This window comes from Streptomyces sp. NPDC058701 (assembly GCF_042715295.1).
Lineage (GTDB): Bacteria > Actinomycetota > Actinomycetes > Streptomycetales > Streptomycetaceae > Streptomyces.
This window is the reverse complement of record NZ_JBHXSY010000003.1, coordinates 221,177-236,558: the sequence shown is the minus strand read 5'-3', so window position 1 is coordinate 236,558 and position 15,382 is coordinate 221,177. Positions and strand designations below refer to the sequence as shown.

The 15,382-nt window shown below is 74.8% G+C and carries 9 protein-coding genes; 5 read left to right on the top strand and 4 right to left on the bottom strand.

The features are described from left to right. Positions 1 to 222 precede the first annotated feature (222 nt). From ACFWW8_RS04540 to ACFWW8_RS04520, 5 genes are read left to right on the top strand one after another with little or no spacing between them, the layout of a single operon-like run. A complete protein-coding gene (locus ACFWW8_RS04540; protein ID WP_386523510.1) occupies positions 223 to 4,317 on the top strand; it encodes an amino acid adenylation domain-containing protein in 4,095 nt (1,364 codons plus the stop codon). After that, the gene (locus ACFWW8_RS04535; protein WP_386523507.1) at positions 4,310 to 7,666 is read left to right on the top strand and encodes an amino acid adenylation domain-containing protein; all 3,357 of its coding nucleotides are present in this window, start codon (positions 4,310 to 4,312) and stop codon (positions 7,664 to 7,666) included. Before ACFWW8_RS04540 ends, ACFWW8_RS04535 begins: the two co-directional genes overlap by 8 nt. After that, a complete protein-coding gene (locus ACFWW8_RS04530; protein ID WP_386523504.1) occupies positions 7,666 to 9,069 on the top strand; it encodes a condensation domain-containing protein in 1,404 nt (467 codons plus the stop codon). The genes ACFWW8_RS04535 and ACFWW8_RS04530 overlap by 1 nt, the downstream gene beginning before the upstream one ends. Before the next feature lie 10 nt (positions 9,070 to 9,079). Continuing rightward, positions 9,080 to 10,270 (top strand): acyl-CoA dehydrogenase family protein, encoded by a 1,191-nt coding sequence (locus ACFWW8_RS04525; RefSeq protein ID WP_386523502.1) that lies wholly within the window; start codon positions 9,080 to 9,082, stop codon positions 10,268 to 10,270. After that, positions 10,267 to 11,412, top strand: coding sequence for an acyl-CoA dehydrogenase family protein (locus ACFWW8_RS04520; RefSeq protein ID WP_386523500.1), 1,146 nt, complete (start codon positions 10,267 to 10,269; stop codon positions 11,410 to 11,412). The genes ACFWW8_RS04525 and ACFWW8_RS04520 overlap by 4 nt, the downstream gene beginning before the upstream one ends. 110 nt (positions 11,413 to 11,522) lie before the next feature. Here the strand turns inward: ACFWW8_RS04520 and ACFWW8_RS04515 are convergent, their stop codons facing one another. Genes ACFWW8_RS04515 through glyA form a run of 4 tightly spaced genes read right to left on the bottom strand, consistent with a single transcriptional unit; the run spans position 11,523 to position 15,338 of the window. Then, positions 11,523 to 12,104, bottom strand: a complete 582-nt coding sequence (locus tag ACFWW8_RS04515; RefSeq protein WP_386523497.1) for a GNAT family N-acetyltransferase — start codon at positions 12,102 to 12,104, stop codon at positions 11,523 to 11,525. A gap of 23 nt (positions 12,105 to 12,127) precedes the next feature. After that, positions 12,128 to 13,246, bottom strand: coding sequence for a threonine aldolase family protein (locus tag ACFWW8_RS04510; RefSeq protein WP_386523495.1), 1,119 nt, complete (start codon positions 13,244 to 13,246; stop codon positions 12,128 to 12,130). Further along, positions 13,243 to 13,932, bottom strand: a complete 690-nt coding sequence (locus ACFWW8_RS04505) for a DUF2461 domain-containing protein (protein WP_386523493.1) — start codon at positions 13,930 to 13,932, stop codon at positions 13,243 to 13,245. The genes ACFWW8_RS04510 and ACFWW8_RS04505 overlap by 4 nt, the downstream gene beginning before the upstream one ends. After that, the gene (gene glyA / locus ACFWW8_RS04500) at positions 13,929 to 15,338 is read right to left on the bottom strand and encodes a serine hydroxymethyltransferase (protein ID WP_386523491.1); all 1,410 of its coding nucleotides are present in this window, start codon (positions 15,336 to 15,338) and stop codon (positions 13,929 to 13,931) included. Before glyA ends, ACFWW8_RS04505 begins: the two co-directional genes overlap by 4 nt. Positions 15,339 to 15,382: the final 44 nt, after the last annotated feature.

Below are 15,382 nucleotides of genomic sequence, written 5' to 3'. Positions count from 1 at the left end.
GGCCACGCGGCCGCCGCCCGGACAACGCACCCGTACCGCGTGCGCCCGTACCGTCCGGCCGCCCCGCAACCCGTGCGACGTACGCCGGCACCCACCGGTACGGCCCGTACACCCCGCACGTCCCGCCGCACCCGCACCGCCGCACCCGTACCGTCGCGCCGCGATCCGCGGCGCCCTCGCCGTATCCCTCTCCCGACTCCCGAAGACGCACGGAGGCTCAAGGTGAGCGAGTCCCTCGCCGAACGCATAGCCGCACTGCCGAAGTCCCGCCGGGCACTGTTCCAGGCCCTCTCGGGCCGCAACGGCGGGCGCGCCGCCGTACGCGAGGACCCCGAGCCGGCCCCCCGTGACCCCGCCGAACCGCCGGTGCTCTCCTTCGCCCAGCGCCGGCTGTGGTTCATCGACCAGCTCCAGCCCGGCAGTCCCGCGTACAACGTGCCCGTCGCCACCCGCATCCGCGGCCCCCTGGACCTGCCCGCCCTGCACGCGGCGCTCCAGGAGATCGTGGACCGCCACGAGGTGCTGCGCACCGTCTACACCTACCGGGAGGGCGCCTCCGAGGCCGTGCCCCGGGTGATCGACGGGTTCCGGCTGCCCCTGCCGGTCATCGAACTGCCCGGCGAGGAGGACGTCAGGCCGTTCTACGACGCCGACGCCGGCGCCCCCTTCGACCTGGCCGGCGCCGTCCCGCTGCGCGCCCGGCTGGGCCGGCTCGCCGACGACGACCACGTCCTCGTCCTCAACCTCCACCACATCGTCACCGACGGCTGGTCGATGCGGCTCCTGTACACCGAACTGGAGCGCGCCTACGCGGCCCGCACCGGCGCCCCCGCCGAGCGGCTCGCCCCGCTCGCCCTCCAGTACGCGGACTTCGCCGCCTGGCAGCGGCGCCGGATCAGCGGAGACCGGCTGGAGCAGCTCACGTCGTTCTGGCAGGAGGAGCTCGGCGGCGCCGCCCCCGTCGACCTGCCCACCGACCGGCCCCGGCCGCCCGTCTTCGGACACGCCGGAGCCTCCCGCTACATCGACCTGCCGCCCCAGCTCATCGCCAGACTGCGGGAGTTCGGGAAGTCCGAGGGCGCCACCCTCTACATGACGATGCTGGCCGGCTTCGCCGCCACCCTGCGCCGCTGGACCGGCCAGGAGGACATCGTCGTCGGCACGTCCGTCTCCGGACGCGATCACCCGGCCTTCGGCGACCTCGTCGGCTTCTTCGTCAACACCCTGCCGCTGCGCATCAGAACCGGCGGCGACCCCGGCTTCGCCGAGCTGGTCCGGGCCACCCGCCGCACCACCCTCCAGGCGTACGCGCACCAGGAGCTCCCCTTCGACCTCATCGTCGACGCGCTCGCGCTGCCCCGGGACCCCAGCCGGCCGCCGCTCACCTCCGTGATGTTCCTGCTCGACGAGACCCCGGACACGGCGCCGGGCCTGGCGGGCCTCGCCACCGAGCCGATCGACTTCTCCTCGCACGCCACCAAGTACGACCTCATGATCAGCGTGCACGACACCGGTACCGCCGTCCGCGCCCTCGTCGAGTACCCCACCGACCTGTTCGACGCCCCGACCGTGGACCGGCTGCTCGGCCACTTCCTCACCACCCTCGACGGGGCCGTGTCCCGTCCCGAACTCCCGCTGTCCGCCCTGCCGCTGCTCACCGACGGGGAGCGGCGCGCCGCCCTGGACGACTGGAACGCCACCCGCGCCCCCTTCCCGCAGGACGCCTGTCTGCACCAGCTCTTCGAGCAGCACGCCGACCGGCGGCCCGAAGCGCCCGCCGTCGTCCTGGGCGGCCTCGGCGGCTGGAGCGTCACCTACCGGGAGCTGGAGGAGCGCGCCAACCGGCTCGCCCACCGCCTCGTCGAGGCCGGCGCGGGACCCGACCGGACCGTGGCCCTGTGCCTGCGCCGGGGCCCCGCGCTGGTCACCGCGATCCTCGCCGTCCTCAAGGCCGGCGGCGCCTACGTGCCGCTGGACCCGGACTACCCGGCCGAGCGGCTGGCGCTGCTGCTGCGCGACGCCGCCCCGCCACTGGTCGTCTCCGACTCCGAGCTGATCGGCCGGCTGCCCGTGCCCGACGGCACCGCACAGGTGCTCCTGGACACCGACCGGGCGGCCCTCGCCGCACTGCCCGCGACCCGGCCGGCCGTACCCGTGAGCGCCCGCGACCTCGCGTACGTCATCTTCACCTCGGGCTCCACGGGCACCCCCAAGGGCATCGCCCTGGAACACCGCGGCGTGGTCAACAACCTGCTCGACCTGAACCGTTCCCACGGCATCGGCCCCGGCGACTCCGTCCTCGCCCTCTCCTCGCCGAGCTTCGACATGAGCGTCTACGAGACCCTCGGCATCCTCGCGGCCGGCGGCACGCTCGTCCTGCCCGACCCGGCGGCCGCCAAGGACCCGGCCCACTGGGCCGACCTCGTCGACCGCCACGGCGTCACCGTCTGGAACTCCGCCCCCGCGCTCCTCGGCCTCCTCGCCGACCAGCTGGAACACGCGAACGGCCCCCGCCTGCCGCGACTGCGCACCGCGTTCCTCGGCGGCGACTGGATCCCCGTCACCCAGCCGGACCGGATCCGCGCCTTCGCTCCGGAGCTGTCGTTCGTGGCCCTGGGCGGGGCGACCGAGGCGTCCATCCACTCCGTGGAGTTCCCGGTCGGCCGCGTGGACCCCGCGTGGACGAAGCTCCCGTACGGGCGGCCCATGGCCAACCAGCTCGCCTTCATCCTCGACCCGCACGACCACCTCGTCCCCGTCGGCGTCCCCGGCGAACTCCACCTCGGCGGCGTCGGGCTGGCCCGCGGTTACCTGGGCCGCCCCGACCTGACCCGGGAGAAGTTCGTCGACGTCGAACTGGAGCCCGGCCGCACCGAGCGGCTCTACCGCACCGGTGACCTGGCCCGCTACGGCCGGGACGGCACCATCGAACTCCTCGGCCGCACCGACTTCCGGATCAAGCTGAACGGGCTCCGCATCGAGCCCGGCGAGGTGGAGAGCGCCCTGCGCGACCTCCCCGGAGTCCGCGAGGCCGTGGTCGCCGCCCGTCAGACGGCCGGTTCCGCCCGGCTGACCGGCTACGTCGTCCCCGAGGACGGCGCCGCCCCGGACCCGGCGGCCCTGCGCACCGCGCTCGGCGCCGTCCTTCCCCCGCACTGCGTCCCGTCCGACCTGGTGCTCCTGGAGCGGCTGCCGCTCAGCCCCAACGGCAAGGTGGACCGCGGGGCCCTGCCCGACCCGCGGGCCGCCGGACCGCGGCCGGACCGCGGCCCCGCCGCCGCGCCGGACGCGGACGCCGACCCGGCCGCGCTGCGGATCGCCGCCGTGTGGGCCGAGGTGCTCGGCGTGGCCGAGGTCGCCCCCGGCGATGACTTCTTCGCCCTCGGCGGCGACTCCTTCGCGGCCGTCCGCGCCGTCCGCGCCGTCGCCACCGCCCTGCCCGACGGCGGAGCCGCCGCCCTGCGCGTCGTCGACCTGTTCAGCAACCCCACCCCGGCCGGGCTCGCCGCCCGGGCCGCCGAACTCGCCGACAGCGCCGGCGGAGCCGCACAGCACCGGCTGCTGCACCGGCTCACCCCGGAGCGGCCCGCCGGGACCACCACCCTGACCCTGGTGTGCTTCCCGCACGGGGGCGGAGACGCCATCGCCTACCAGCCGCTGGCCGCCCAGCTCCCCCCGCACATCGAGCTCCTCGCGGTCTCCCCGCCGGGGCACGACCCGCTGCGCCCCGGGCCGATGCTGCCGGTCCCCGACTTCGCGGAACTCGCCGCCGCGGAGATCGCCCGCACCGTCCGCGGCCCCTACGCCGTCTACGGCCACTGCGCCGGAGTCGTCACCGCGCTGGAGACCACCCACGTACTGGAGCGCCTCGGGCAGCGGCCCGTCGCCCTGGACCTCGCCGCGGCCCTGCCCGAGGAGGACCCCGAGTACGCCCTGGAGATGGAACGCGTCTCCGGCGACGACGACCTCGTCGCCTACCTGACCACCATGGACGGCTTCGACGGCGTCCTCGACGACAGCGACCTCACCGCCGTCCTGCGCATGGTCCGGCACGACATGACCGAGGCCGCCCGCTTCTTCGCCCGCACGCCCGACGGCTACGACCGGCCCCTGACCACCCCGCTCACCTGCATCATCGGCGACGCCGACGACGCGACCGAGGGGTACGAGGAGGGCTACCGCGCCTGGGGCCGGTACGCGTCCGACCTGCGGCTCGCCGTGATCCCCGGCGGCCGCCACTACTTCGCCAAGCACCTGCCCGACCGGCTGGCCGCCCTGCTGGCCGATCTGCACCGCAACGGAGGAACCCATGTCTGATCTCGCCGAACGGCTCGGCCGGCTGCCCCAGGGACAGCGGTCCCGACTGCTGGGCCGGATGCGCAACCAGATGACGGCCGGCGTCGGCCGCCGCATCGAACTCCAGCGCGCCGACCACGGACCGCGGTCCCGCTCCTCCTTCCAGCAGGAGCAGATGTGGTTCGTCGACAAGCTGGGCGCGGGCAAGGCCCGCAACAACATAGCCCTGGCGATACAGCTGGGCGGACCGCTGGACCGGGCCGCCCTGCACGAGGCGCTCAACGCCGTGGTCGCCCGCCACCAGGTGCTGCACAGCAAACTCGTCGAGATCGACGGAGTCCCGTGGCAGGAGCCCGTGCCCTCCTTCGTGCTCGGAGTCCAGAGCACCGACCTGGCGGGCAGCGAGGACGCGGACCGCGAACTCGCCGAACTCACCGCGTCCTGCGCCTCCGCCCCCTTCGACCTGGCCGCCGCGCCGCCCGTCCGCGCCCATCTGGTCCGGCTCGCCGAGGACCGGCACGTCCTGCTCTGGGTCGTCCACCACGTCGCATGGGACCCGGGCTCGACCCGGATCTTCACCGAGGAGCTGACCGCCAGCTACGCCGCGGCGGCCGCCGGACAGCGCCCCGAGGCCCCGCCGCTCGCCGTGGAGTACGCCGACTTCGCGGCCTGGCAGCGGGCCAAGCTGGAGAACGACGAGCATGGCCGGGCGCTCGCCGGAAAATGGCGCCAGATCCTCGCCGGCGCCGTGGCCACCGAGGTCATGCCCGACCACGCGCGCGGCCCGGAGACCCGCGGCGACGGCCGCGGCCTGAAGCTGAACCTGGACCAGGAACTGCTGGACCGGCTGACCGAACTCGCCGACGCCAACAACACCACCGTCTTCACGACCCTGCTGGCCGGCTTCAACGCGCTGATGCGGCACTGGACCCGGACCGAGGACGTCGTCGTGGGAACGGCCAGCGCCTCGCGCCCGCACCCCGACCTGGACCAGGTCATCGGCTGCTTCGTCCAGATGATCACGCTGCGGACGGAGGTCACCGACCAGCTCACCTTCCGCGAGCTCGTCGCCCGCACCGCCGCCTCGGTCATGGACTCCTTCACCAACAGCGAACTGCCCTTCGAGCAGGTCGTGGAGGCCGTCCGTCCCGTCCGCGATCCGCTCCGGCACCCGCTCTTCCAGATCGAGTTCACCTCGCTCGGCCGGTGGGGCACCCACCGCGCACAGGCCGCCGACGTCGACTTCACGATGGACCAACTGCACGACGGCGCAGCCAAGTTCGACATGAGCTTCCTCGTCGGTGAGAACGACGGCCTGGAACTCTCCCTCGAGTACAACACCAGCCTCTACCGGCACGGCACCGCCAGCGCCCTCCTCGCCGCCTTCCAGCAGGTGCTGGAGCAGGTCGCCGAGAACCCCGAACTCCAGGTCGGCGACATCAGCCTGGTGGAGGAGCCCGCCGCCTCCCGGCACGCCCGCGAGCTGTCCCGCGGCGGACCCCTCGACGAGACGGCCTGGACGACCACCCTGGACCGCGCGTTCCGCGAGCGCGCCACCATCCACCCCGACGCCGAAGCCGTCCGCTTCGGCTCCGTCCGGCTGGACTACGCCGCCCTCGACCGCTGGTCCGAGGCCATCGCCCACCGGCTGCGCGACCGCGGCGTCCGGCACGGCGAGCCGGTCGCCGTCTGCGTCGCCCGCGGCCCGGCCGCCGTCGCCGGCGTGCTCGGCGTGCTCAAGGCGGGCGCCCACTACATTCCGGTCGACCCGTCCGCCCCGGCCGAGCGGACCCGTACGGTCCTGGCCGACGCCAAGGTCCGGCACGCCCTCGTCGACGGCTCCGCGGAGCTGCCCGTACCGCTGGAGCTGGTGAACACCGGCACGGCCGCGCCCGTCCGCGAGGTCCCCTCCCTCGCGCCCAGCGCCACCCCCGGCGACCTGGCGTACGTCCTCTACACCTCGGGCAGCAGCGGCACCCCCAAGGGGGTGATGATCGAGCACCGCTCGGTCACCCACTTCTCCCGGACCATCGCCAAGGCCTACGAGATCCGGGCCGAGGACCGGGTCCTGCAGTTCGCGCCGCTCACCTTCGACGTCTCGGTCTTCGAGCTCTTCACCACCCTCCTCGCCGGCGGCTCGCTCGTCATCGCCACCGACGACGAGCGCCGCGACCCGGCCCTGCTCCAGGCCCGGATGCGCGAGGACGCGGTGACCGTCGCCGAACTCCCGCCCGCCCTGCTGCCGCTCCTCGACCAGGCGGCCCTGCCCGACCTGCGCCTGGTATCGGTCGGCGGCGAGGCCTTCCCCGGCCGGCTGGTCGCCGAGTGGACCGCCGGCGAACGCCGGTTCGTCAACGGCTACGGCCCCACCGAAGCCACCGTCGCCGTCACCCTCATGGACTGCACCGGCAGCTACGACCGCAACCCCCCGATCGGCCGCCCCATGCCGGGCCACCAGGCCTTCGTGCTCGACGAGCGGCTGCGCCCCGTCCCGCCCGGCGTGCCCGGCGAACTGTGCGTGGCCGGGCCCGGCGTCGCCCGCGGATACCTGGGCCGCCCCGACCTGACCGCCGACCGCTTCGCCGACAACCCGTACGCCGACGGACCCGAGACCGCCCGGCTCTACCGGACCGGCGACCTGGTGCGCTGGCTGCCCGGCGGCAACCTCGACTTCCTCGGCCGCACCGACCGCCAGCTCAAGGTCCGCGGCCACCGCATCGAGCCGGGCGAGGTCGAGTCCGTCCTCACCGGGCACCCCTCCGTCCAGCAGGCCGTCGTCGTGGCCCAGCCCGCTGCGGGCGGCGAGCGCATGCTGACCGCCTACGTCACCGTCGAGCAGGTGGGCTCCTACGCCTCCGAGGTCGCCGACGCCGAGGGACTGCGCGCCTACACGGCCGTGCGGCTGCCGGGCTACATGGTGCCGGTCGTCGTCGTCCTGGCCGAGCTGCCCCTCACCCCGCACGGCAAGGTCGACACGGCCGCCCTGCCCCTGCCGGCCGACCAGACCGGCACCGGCGGCACCGCGCCGCGGGACGCCGTCGAGGAGCAGATCTGCCGGGACATCCTCACCCCGCTGCTGGAGTGGCAGAACCCGGACGTGGAGGGTGACTTCTTCGCCCTGGGCGGCAGCTCCCTCCAGGCGACCATCGTGGTCTCCCGGGTCCGCGCCCTCTTCGGCATCGACATCGCCCTCGCCGACTTCTTCGGCCACCCGACCGTCGCCGCGCTGGCCGAACTCGTCCGCAGCGCGAAGGCCGAGGCGGCCGGCGAGCAGGACCGGCTGCTCGCGGTCTTCGAGCAGATCGAGAACATGAGCGACGAGGAAGCCGCCGCCCTCCTGGGCTCCATGCAGCACCCGGACGGTCCCTGATGGCCACCGCGGCCGGGTTCGAAGGAGCGCTCGCCGCGCTCCCCGAGGCGAAGCGCGAACTCGCCCGGATGATGCTGGCCGCCCGGCAGCCCGTCCCCGCCCACCCGGCCCCGCGCTCCGGCGCGGGGCCGGTCCCCCCGACCGCGCTCCAGACCCGGCTCCGGCGGCGCGAACGCACCCACCCCGCCGTCGCGACCGGCTCGCACGCGCTCCGGCTGACCGGACCGCTCGACACGCGGCGGCTGCGCGACGCCCTGACCGGGGTGCTCCGCCGCCACGAGGCGCTGCGGACCCGGCTGACCGGATCCACCGCGGGCCGGCCCCTGCTGGAGGTGGACGAGGAACCGGTCCTGCGGTTCACCGAGGCCGACCTCAGCGGTTTCACCCCGGAGGCGGCGGCCGCGCGCACCGCCCTGCAGATCACCGAGAGCGCCTCCACCGTCCTGGACCTGGAGAGCGGCCGGACCAGCGCGTTCCGGCTGCTGCGGACCGCGCCCGACGAACACGTCCTGATCCTCGCCTCGCACCTCGCGGTCTTCGACGGCTGGTCCTCCGGGGTCTTCCTCGCGGACCTGGCCGCCGGCTACCGCGAGGGCGCCGGTCACCTCCCCCCGCCCGAACTCCAGTTCCCCGACTACGCGGCCTGGCAGCACCGGTGGCTCGACGGGCCCGACGGCTCCGCCGAACTCGCCCGCCGCCGCTCGGTGTTCGCGGCGGACCCGCCGGCCCGCAGGGCCGCCGGCGGGTTCGAGCGCGGGCACCTGCCCGTACGCCTGGCCCGCGGGCCGGTCGACCGCGGGCTGGAGCTCGGCGCGGCCGAGGGGGCCACCCCGTTCATGACCCTGCTCGCCGCGCTGGCCGTCGTACTGGCCCGCCGCGCGGGCCGCACCGGGATGGTGATCGGGACCCCGGCCGCGGGGCGGTTCGCGGGCGCACTCGAAGGCGCCGTCGGGCAGTTCACCACCGTGGTGCCGATCCGGCTCGACCTGACGGGCGGGCCCACCTTCCGGGAGCTGCTGCACCGCACCCGGGCCGCCGTCGCGGACGCCCTGGGCCACCAGCGGCTGCCCGTGGACGTCCTGTTCGCGGACGGCGCGCCCCCGCCGTACGACGTCCTGTTCGCCCTCCACAACTATCCCGCCGTCCCCCTGGACCTGCCGGGCATCGAGGTGGGCCAGCTGCCCGGCCCGCCCGCCCGCCACCTGGAGCTCTACAGCCCCGACCCGGCCGCCGCCCTCGCCTGCATCGGCCTCGTCGAACGGGACGGCGAGATCGGCGGCACCGCCGAGTACAACCGGCACGCGGCCGCGCCCGAGGACGTGCGGGGCCTGCTCACCGGAATCGAGGAGGTACTGGACCGGGCCCACACCGCCCCCGCATCCCCGCTCACCCCCCGGCACTAGGGAGTTGCCCGTGCTCACCACCGAGTTCTACCGTGCGCCCGCGGACTGCGGGCTCGTACGGAGCGGAGCCGACGTGCCCCGCACCCCCATGCGGGCCCTGCGCGAGGACGTCCACGACGTCCTGGTCTCCGCGCCCGTCGCCGAGGCCCGCCGCACCCGGGACCCCAGACCCGTCCACCGCGCCCTGGGGGAGCGGGGCCTGCTCGCCCCCCAGTGGCCGCAGGAGTACGGTGGGCGCGGCGTCAGCCAGGTCGCGGCCGCCGTCCTCGTCGAGGAACTGGCCATGCACGACGTGCCCGACCTGCTGCACACCCTCACCGTGCAGATCGTCGGCTCCACCCTGCTCAACGTCGCCAGTCCGGCGATGAAGGCCCGGCACCTGCCGGGCTTCGCCGCCGGCACCGCCTTCGGCTGCGTGCTGTTCAGCGAACCCCAGGCCGGCTCGGACCTCAACATCCTCTCCACCCGAGCCGTCTCCGACGGGAAGGGCGGGTACAAGCTGTACGGCACCAAGGTCCACTCGCTCTTCGCCCGGATGGCCGACTACGGGCTGTGCCTGGCCCGCGGTGAGGACGACGCCTTCAGCCTGTTCCTCGTCCCGCTGGCCCAGCGGGGCGTCACCATCCGGCAGATCCCCGGCATCATGGACGACGCCTTCCACGAGGTCACCCTGGACGGTGTGGCCGTGACCGCCGACGACGTCGTCGGCGAGACCGGCCAGGGCTGGGCGATCGTCGTCAAGACGCTCGCCTTCGAACGCACCGGCCTGGACTACTACGTCAAGGCGCTGCGCTGGTACCGGGCCGCCGTGGAACGCCTGGAGGCCCACACCGACCGGCTGGAGGCCGGCCAGCACGACCAGATCGGCCTGGCCAAGCTCAACGCCCGGCTGCTCGCGGCGGGCACGCTGGTCCGCCGCGTCCTCACCCGCCTCGACCGGGGGGAGCTGAACGAGGACGAGGCCGCCGCGGCCAAGTGGTACACCACCGAACTCGCCGCGGAGGTGGCCTGGTGGGCCGCCGAACTCGACGGCGACCGCAGCATGACCCTCGACGACCCCCAGGTCGACGGGGTGGCACACCCACTCGATTCGGCGATGCGCGAAGCCCCGGGAATGCGCATATCCGGCGGCACCGCCGAAATGATGCTGGAGACGCTGGCCCGGCTGCGTCTCGACTCAGGGGCGGAGGTACGGCCGTGACACCACAGGCGGTCAACGGGAACGGGACGGGCGGCGGAGCACCGGCGGCGCCCGAGCGGTGGCGGGAACGGGAGGACGAGGACTCCCTCTTCCGGCAGCTCCGGCTCACCGTGCGGCAGGGCCTGGAGGTCGACGGGGACACCCCCGGCGGCGCCTGGGAGGCACTGACGCAGGTCGGCGCGTGGGAGTTCGCGCTGCCCATCGAGAAGGACGGCCTCGACCTCGGCCAGGCGGTCCTCGCCATGGTCTGCGAGGAGGCGGGCAACTCCATGCAGCCCGTCCCGCTGCCCGACACCCTGCTCGCCCTGGACCTGGTCTCCGGGCTCGGCCCACTCGCACCGGAGTCGGCCGACGCCCTGCTCGACCGGGTGCGGACCGGGGAACTGCCCCTCGCCGTACCGGGCCGGCTGCCGGACCCGCGCGGCGCCGTACCGCCGGGCATCACGTGGAAGCCCGACGGGGACACCGGCGGCGTCGTGCTCACCGGCGCCGGCGGCCCCTTCGCCGCGGGCGTCGGGGCGGGCGCCCTGCTGGTCCTGGCGAGCGGCCCCGACGGCCCGTGCGTGGTGCTCGTCGAGCTGCCCGCGGCGGGCGTCCAGGTACGCCCGCTGCGCGACCACGGCGGCGGCGCCGTCTCCAGCGCCGTCTTCGACGAGGCCCGGATGCCGGCGGAAGCGGTGCTCCTGCGCGGCCTCGCGGCCGAGCACGCGCTCGCCCGCGTGGGGCTGCGGGCGGCGGTCCACCAGGCGTCCCTGCTGGCCGGGATCACGGCGGCCGCGCTCACCGCGGTCGTCTCCCGCATCCGGGGCCGCCAGCAGTTCGGCCAGGCCCTCGTCAAGCACCAGGGGCCGCGGCTGCGCGTCGCGGGACTGCTGGCCCGGCTGGACGCCGTCCGCTGGGCCGTGGGCGACGCCGCCCGGGACCTCGACGAGGGACGCCTCACCCCGGGAGAGGCGGCGGGACTGATCGCGCTCACGGCGGAGACCACCCTCGACGTGACGCGCGACGCGGTCCACCTGCACGGCGCCTCCGGGCTGGTCCGGGACGGCCTGGTGGCCGGCTGCTACCGGCGCGCGGCCTGGGAGGCCATGCGCTGCGGCCGTCCGACCCAGCTGTGGGACACCGCGGCGCACACCCCCTGAGACCGCCGACCGAGGCGGCCGTACGAGGGGAAGGGGCCCCCGCACCGCGGGAACCCCCTTCCCCTCACCTCCCGGCCGGGGCCGGATCACCCGGCCCCGGCCGGGACACCTCACTCCAGGTCGCGGCGCATGACCCAGCGGTGCCGCTTGTCGCTCTTCGCCTCCGTCCGCGTGACCCGGCGGAAGCCGGCCCGCTCGAACATGTCCATCGTGCCGACGTAGGCGAGCGTCGGGTTCACCCGGCCGCCCTCCGGATCGACCGGATAGCCCTCCACGGCCGGCGCGCCGTGGGACCGCGCGTGTTCGACGGCCCCCTCCAGCAGGCCCGAGGCGACCCCCTGCCCGCGGAACTCCTTGCGCACGACGAAGCAGGTGACCGACCACACGGGCAGGTCGTCCACCGGAGTGATCGTCTTGGAGGCGGTGAGCCGGTCGAGCTGCCGGCGCGGTGCCACGTTGCACCAGCCGGCCACCTCGCCGCCCACGAAGCCCAGGACCCCGGGCGGCGGATCTGCCTTCTCCGCGAGGGTGCGCAGGTGTTCGCCCCTCTCCTCCGCCGTCATCCGGCCGTAGTCGCCCGTGGAGAGCCGCCACGCCATGCACCAGCACGTGTGCGCGCTCTTCTTCGGCTGGAGCACCTTGCGCACGTCGTCCCACAGATCCGCCGTGGCGGGCCGTACTTCTAAACTCATGCCTACTTCGCTCTCTTCCGCTCTTACAAGTGCCCCGCGGGTGCGAAGTTCCGCACCCGGGGGCCGACTTCGATCCTGGCCGCGGCCAGGACCTCCAGGGCACGCTGACACGCCTCCCGTCCTACATCCAGATGGGTGACCAGCCGGAGCACGTCCGGTCCGGGCGCGGTCACCAGCACTCCTTCCCGTGCGGCGCGTGCGACGATCGCCTCGGCGCCGGGCGCCTCGACGAGGACGATGTTGGTCTCCGGCCGGCGCACCGTGAACCCCGCGTCCCGCAGACCCGCAGCCAGCAGACGCGCGTTGGCGTGGTCCTCGGCGATCCGCTCCACGTGGTGGTCCAGCGCGTACAGCCCGGCGGCCGCCAGGATGCCCGACTGCCGCATGCCGCCGCCCAGGCCGTGCCGCAGTCTGCGGGCCCGCGGCAGCTGTGCGGCCGCGAGCAGCAGCACGGAGCCGACCGGGGCGCCCAGCCCCTTCGACAGACAGACGGAGAGCGAGTCGGCGGTCGCACCGTACGCCGCCGCCGAAGTGCCGCTCGCGGCCATGGCGTTCCAGATCCGGGCGCCGTCCATGTGGACCGCCACCCCGGCCCGCTGCGTCAGCTCCCGCACCGCGCGCAGCGTCTCCAGCGGATGGACCGTGCCGCCGGCCCGGGTGTGGGTCTGCTCGACCTCCACCGCGCGGGTGCCCAGCGTGTACGGGTTCCCGCGCCGGACCACCCCGGCCAGCGCCGCCGCGCTGATCACACCCCGGTCCGCGGCGACCGTCCGCGTCTGGATCCCGCCGTAGCGGGCCGGGGAGGCCTCCTCGTGGGCCAGGATGTGCGCCTCGGCGTCGCACACCAGCTCCTCGCCCGGGCCGACGAGCAGCTGGAGCCCGATCTGGTTGGCCATCACCCCCGACGGCACGAACAGCGCGCCGGAGAAACCGAACAGCCCGGCGAGCCGGTCCTCCAGGGCGCGTACCGTCGGGTCCTCGCCGAACAGGTCGTCGCCGACCTCCGCGGCCGCCATCGCGGCCCGCATCCCGGGGCCCGGACGGGTCACGGTGTCGCTGCGCAGGTCGACGGCCGGGGGCGTGCGGGCGGCGGAACCGATGCCGGGCCCGGGGTCGGGACGGGGGGTGGTCGGGGTTCTCATGACGCTTCGTCAACTCCTTGTTCGCGTGGGCGCGGGGTGAGGTCCCGGGCCGCCACCCAGTCCAGCAGGGGGCGTACCGACAGCCAGGTCTCCCGTACGAGGTCCGCGGCGCGGGCCGTGTGCAGGCCGTCGGCCGGCCCGAAGCGGCGGCCCGCGTCGATCTTGCGGTGGCGCAGCAGGTCCAGCCGCGGGTGGTCCGCCGGAACCCCCCGGGGGCGGGACTTGAGCCGGTCGCCGCCGATGGTGAACCCCCGGCGCTCCAGCCGGCCCGTGATCGCGGCCAGCTCCGCGCCGCCGTCCTCCTCCTCGACGGCGGCGCGGTACCGGGCGACCTCGGCGCCGGCGTACGGGTAGTAGCGCCCGGAGGCGTACAGCCCGTGCCGGTCCAGGTGCACCCACAGCCCCAGACAGGGCAGCAGGTCCAGGTAGGCACCCTGATAGGTCTTGTACGGGGACTTGTCGTGCGACATCCGGGTGTCGCGGACCGGGCCGAGCACCTGCACTCCGCCCGGTCCGGACCACTCCCCGAAGGTCGTGTTCAGCTCAGCGGCCAGCCCGTCCATCGGCCCGCGCACGTCGCGCTCGTACCGTTCGCGGTGGCGCAGCCGCCAGGAGTCCCTGTCGTTGTCGTCCGCGAGGTCCTCGTACAGGCGCAGTGCCGAGGGCGGGAAGCCGCCGAAGGTCACGGAAGGTACCCCGGCAGGGGGTGGCGGGCGCACAGCTCGGAGACCTCCGCGCGCACCCGGTTCCGGACCGCGTCCGGCAGGACCCCGCCCGGCGCGCGCAGTTCGTCCAGGACGTCCGCGACGAGGTCGGCGCACTCGGCGGCCACGGTGCGGTCCATCCCGCGGGCGGCCAGGGTGTTGGTGCCCAGCCGCAGGCCTCCGGTCACCCGCACGGGCGTGGTGTCACCGGGCACCCGGTTGCGGTTGACGACGATCCCGCAGGACTCCAGGGCCTGCTCGGCCACGTCGCCGGTGACCCCCGTGCCCCGCAGGTCGAGCAGGACCATGTGGGTGTCGGTACCACCGGTGACCAGGCGCAGGCCCCGGTCGGTGAGCCGCTCGGCGATCGCCTGCGCCCCGTCGGCGAGCCGCTTGGCGAGCTCGGCGAAGTCGGGGCTGGCCACGAAGTCCAGGGCCCGCGCCTTCGCCGCGACCGACGCCAGGTCGGGCGTGCCCTGGGTGAAGGGGAACACGGCGCGGCGCAGCGTCGCCGCCAGGGTGCCGCGCTCCGGACCGGAGGTGCGGGCGTCGCGGCCGAGCAGGATCAGGCCGCCGCGCGGACCGTACAGCTGCTTGTAGGTGCTGGTCGTCGTCACGTGGGCGTGGTCGACGGGGCTCTGGTGCAGCCCGGCCGCCACCAGGCCGGCGATGTGCGAGATGTCGGCGAGGAGATAGGCGTTGGCCTCGTCGGCGATCTCCCGGAACCGGGCGAAGTCGATGCTGCGCGGGTAGGCGCTCGCCCCGCACACGATCAGCTTCGGGCGGTGCTCCAGCGCCAGTTCGCGGATCTGGTCGTAGTCGAGCAGACCGTCCGGCGTCACCCGGTAGCCGTGGGCCCGGTAGTAGCGGCCGGTCACCGAGGCGGGCGAGCCGTGGGTGAGGTGGCCGCCGCAGTCCAGGTCGAGGCCGAGCAGACTGTCGCCGGGGCTGAGCAGCGCGGTGATCACGGCCAGGTTCGCGGAGGAGCCGGAGTGCGGCTGCACGATCGCGTCCTGCGCGCCGAAGGCCGCGCACGCCCGCTCGATCGCCAGGCGCTCGATCTCGTCGGCGACCCCGCACCCGGCGTGGTAGCGGTTCCCGGGGAACCCCTCGGCGGTCAGGTTGCCGAGGGCGCTTCCCTCGCAGGCCAGGACGGACGGATCGGCGACGCTGGACGCCGCGACCATCATCAGGGTGTCGCGCTGGCGGGCCGACTCGCGGGCCAGCAGCGCGTACAGGGCGGAATCGCGCTCTCTGAGCCTCCGGGTGGCGTGACCGGCGAAATCGACCAGGTCGGGATCGGCCCCGGGCACGGGCGGCGCCGTCGCGACGAGCGGCGCCTCCTCGTCCACGGGATCGGTGACGGGCGCGGGCAGGGTGAGACTCATGGCTGTCCCCTCTCGGACGGGTCGTGGTGGCCGTGCGGGCTGTG

Bases quoted from the DNA above. Each gene is read 5' to 3' on its own strand.
- ACFWW8_RS04535 (WP_386523507.1), top strand. From the start codon at position 4,310: ATGTCTGATCTCGCCGAACGGCTCGGCCGGCTGCCCCAGGGACAGCGG.
- ACFWW8_RS04530 (WP_386523504.1), top strand. From the start codon at position 7,666: ATGGCCACCGCGGCCGGGTTCGAAGGAGCGCTCGCCGCGCTCCCCGAG.
- ACFWW8_RS04515 (WP_386523497.1), bottom strand. From the start codon at position 12,104: ATGAGTTTAGAAGTACGGCCCGCCACGGCGGATCTGTGGGACGACGTG.
- ACFWW8_RS04510 (WP_386523495.1), bottom strand. From the start codon at position 13,246: ATGAGAACCCCGACCACCCCCCGTCCCGACCCCGGGCCCGGCATCGGT.
- glyA (WP_386523491.1), bottom strand. From the start codon at position 15,338: ATGAGTCTCACCCTGCCCGCGCCCGTCACCGATCCCGTGGACGAGGAG.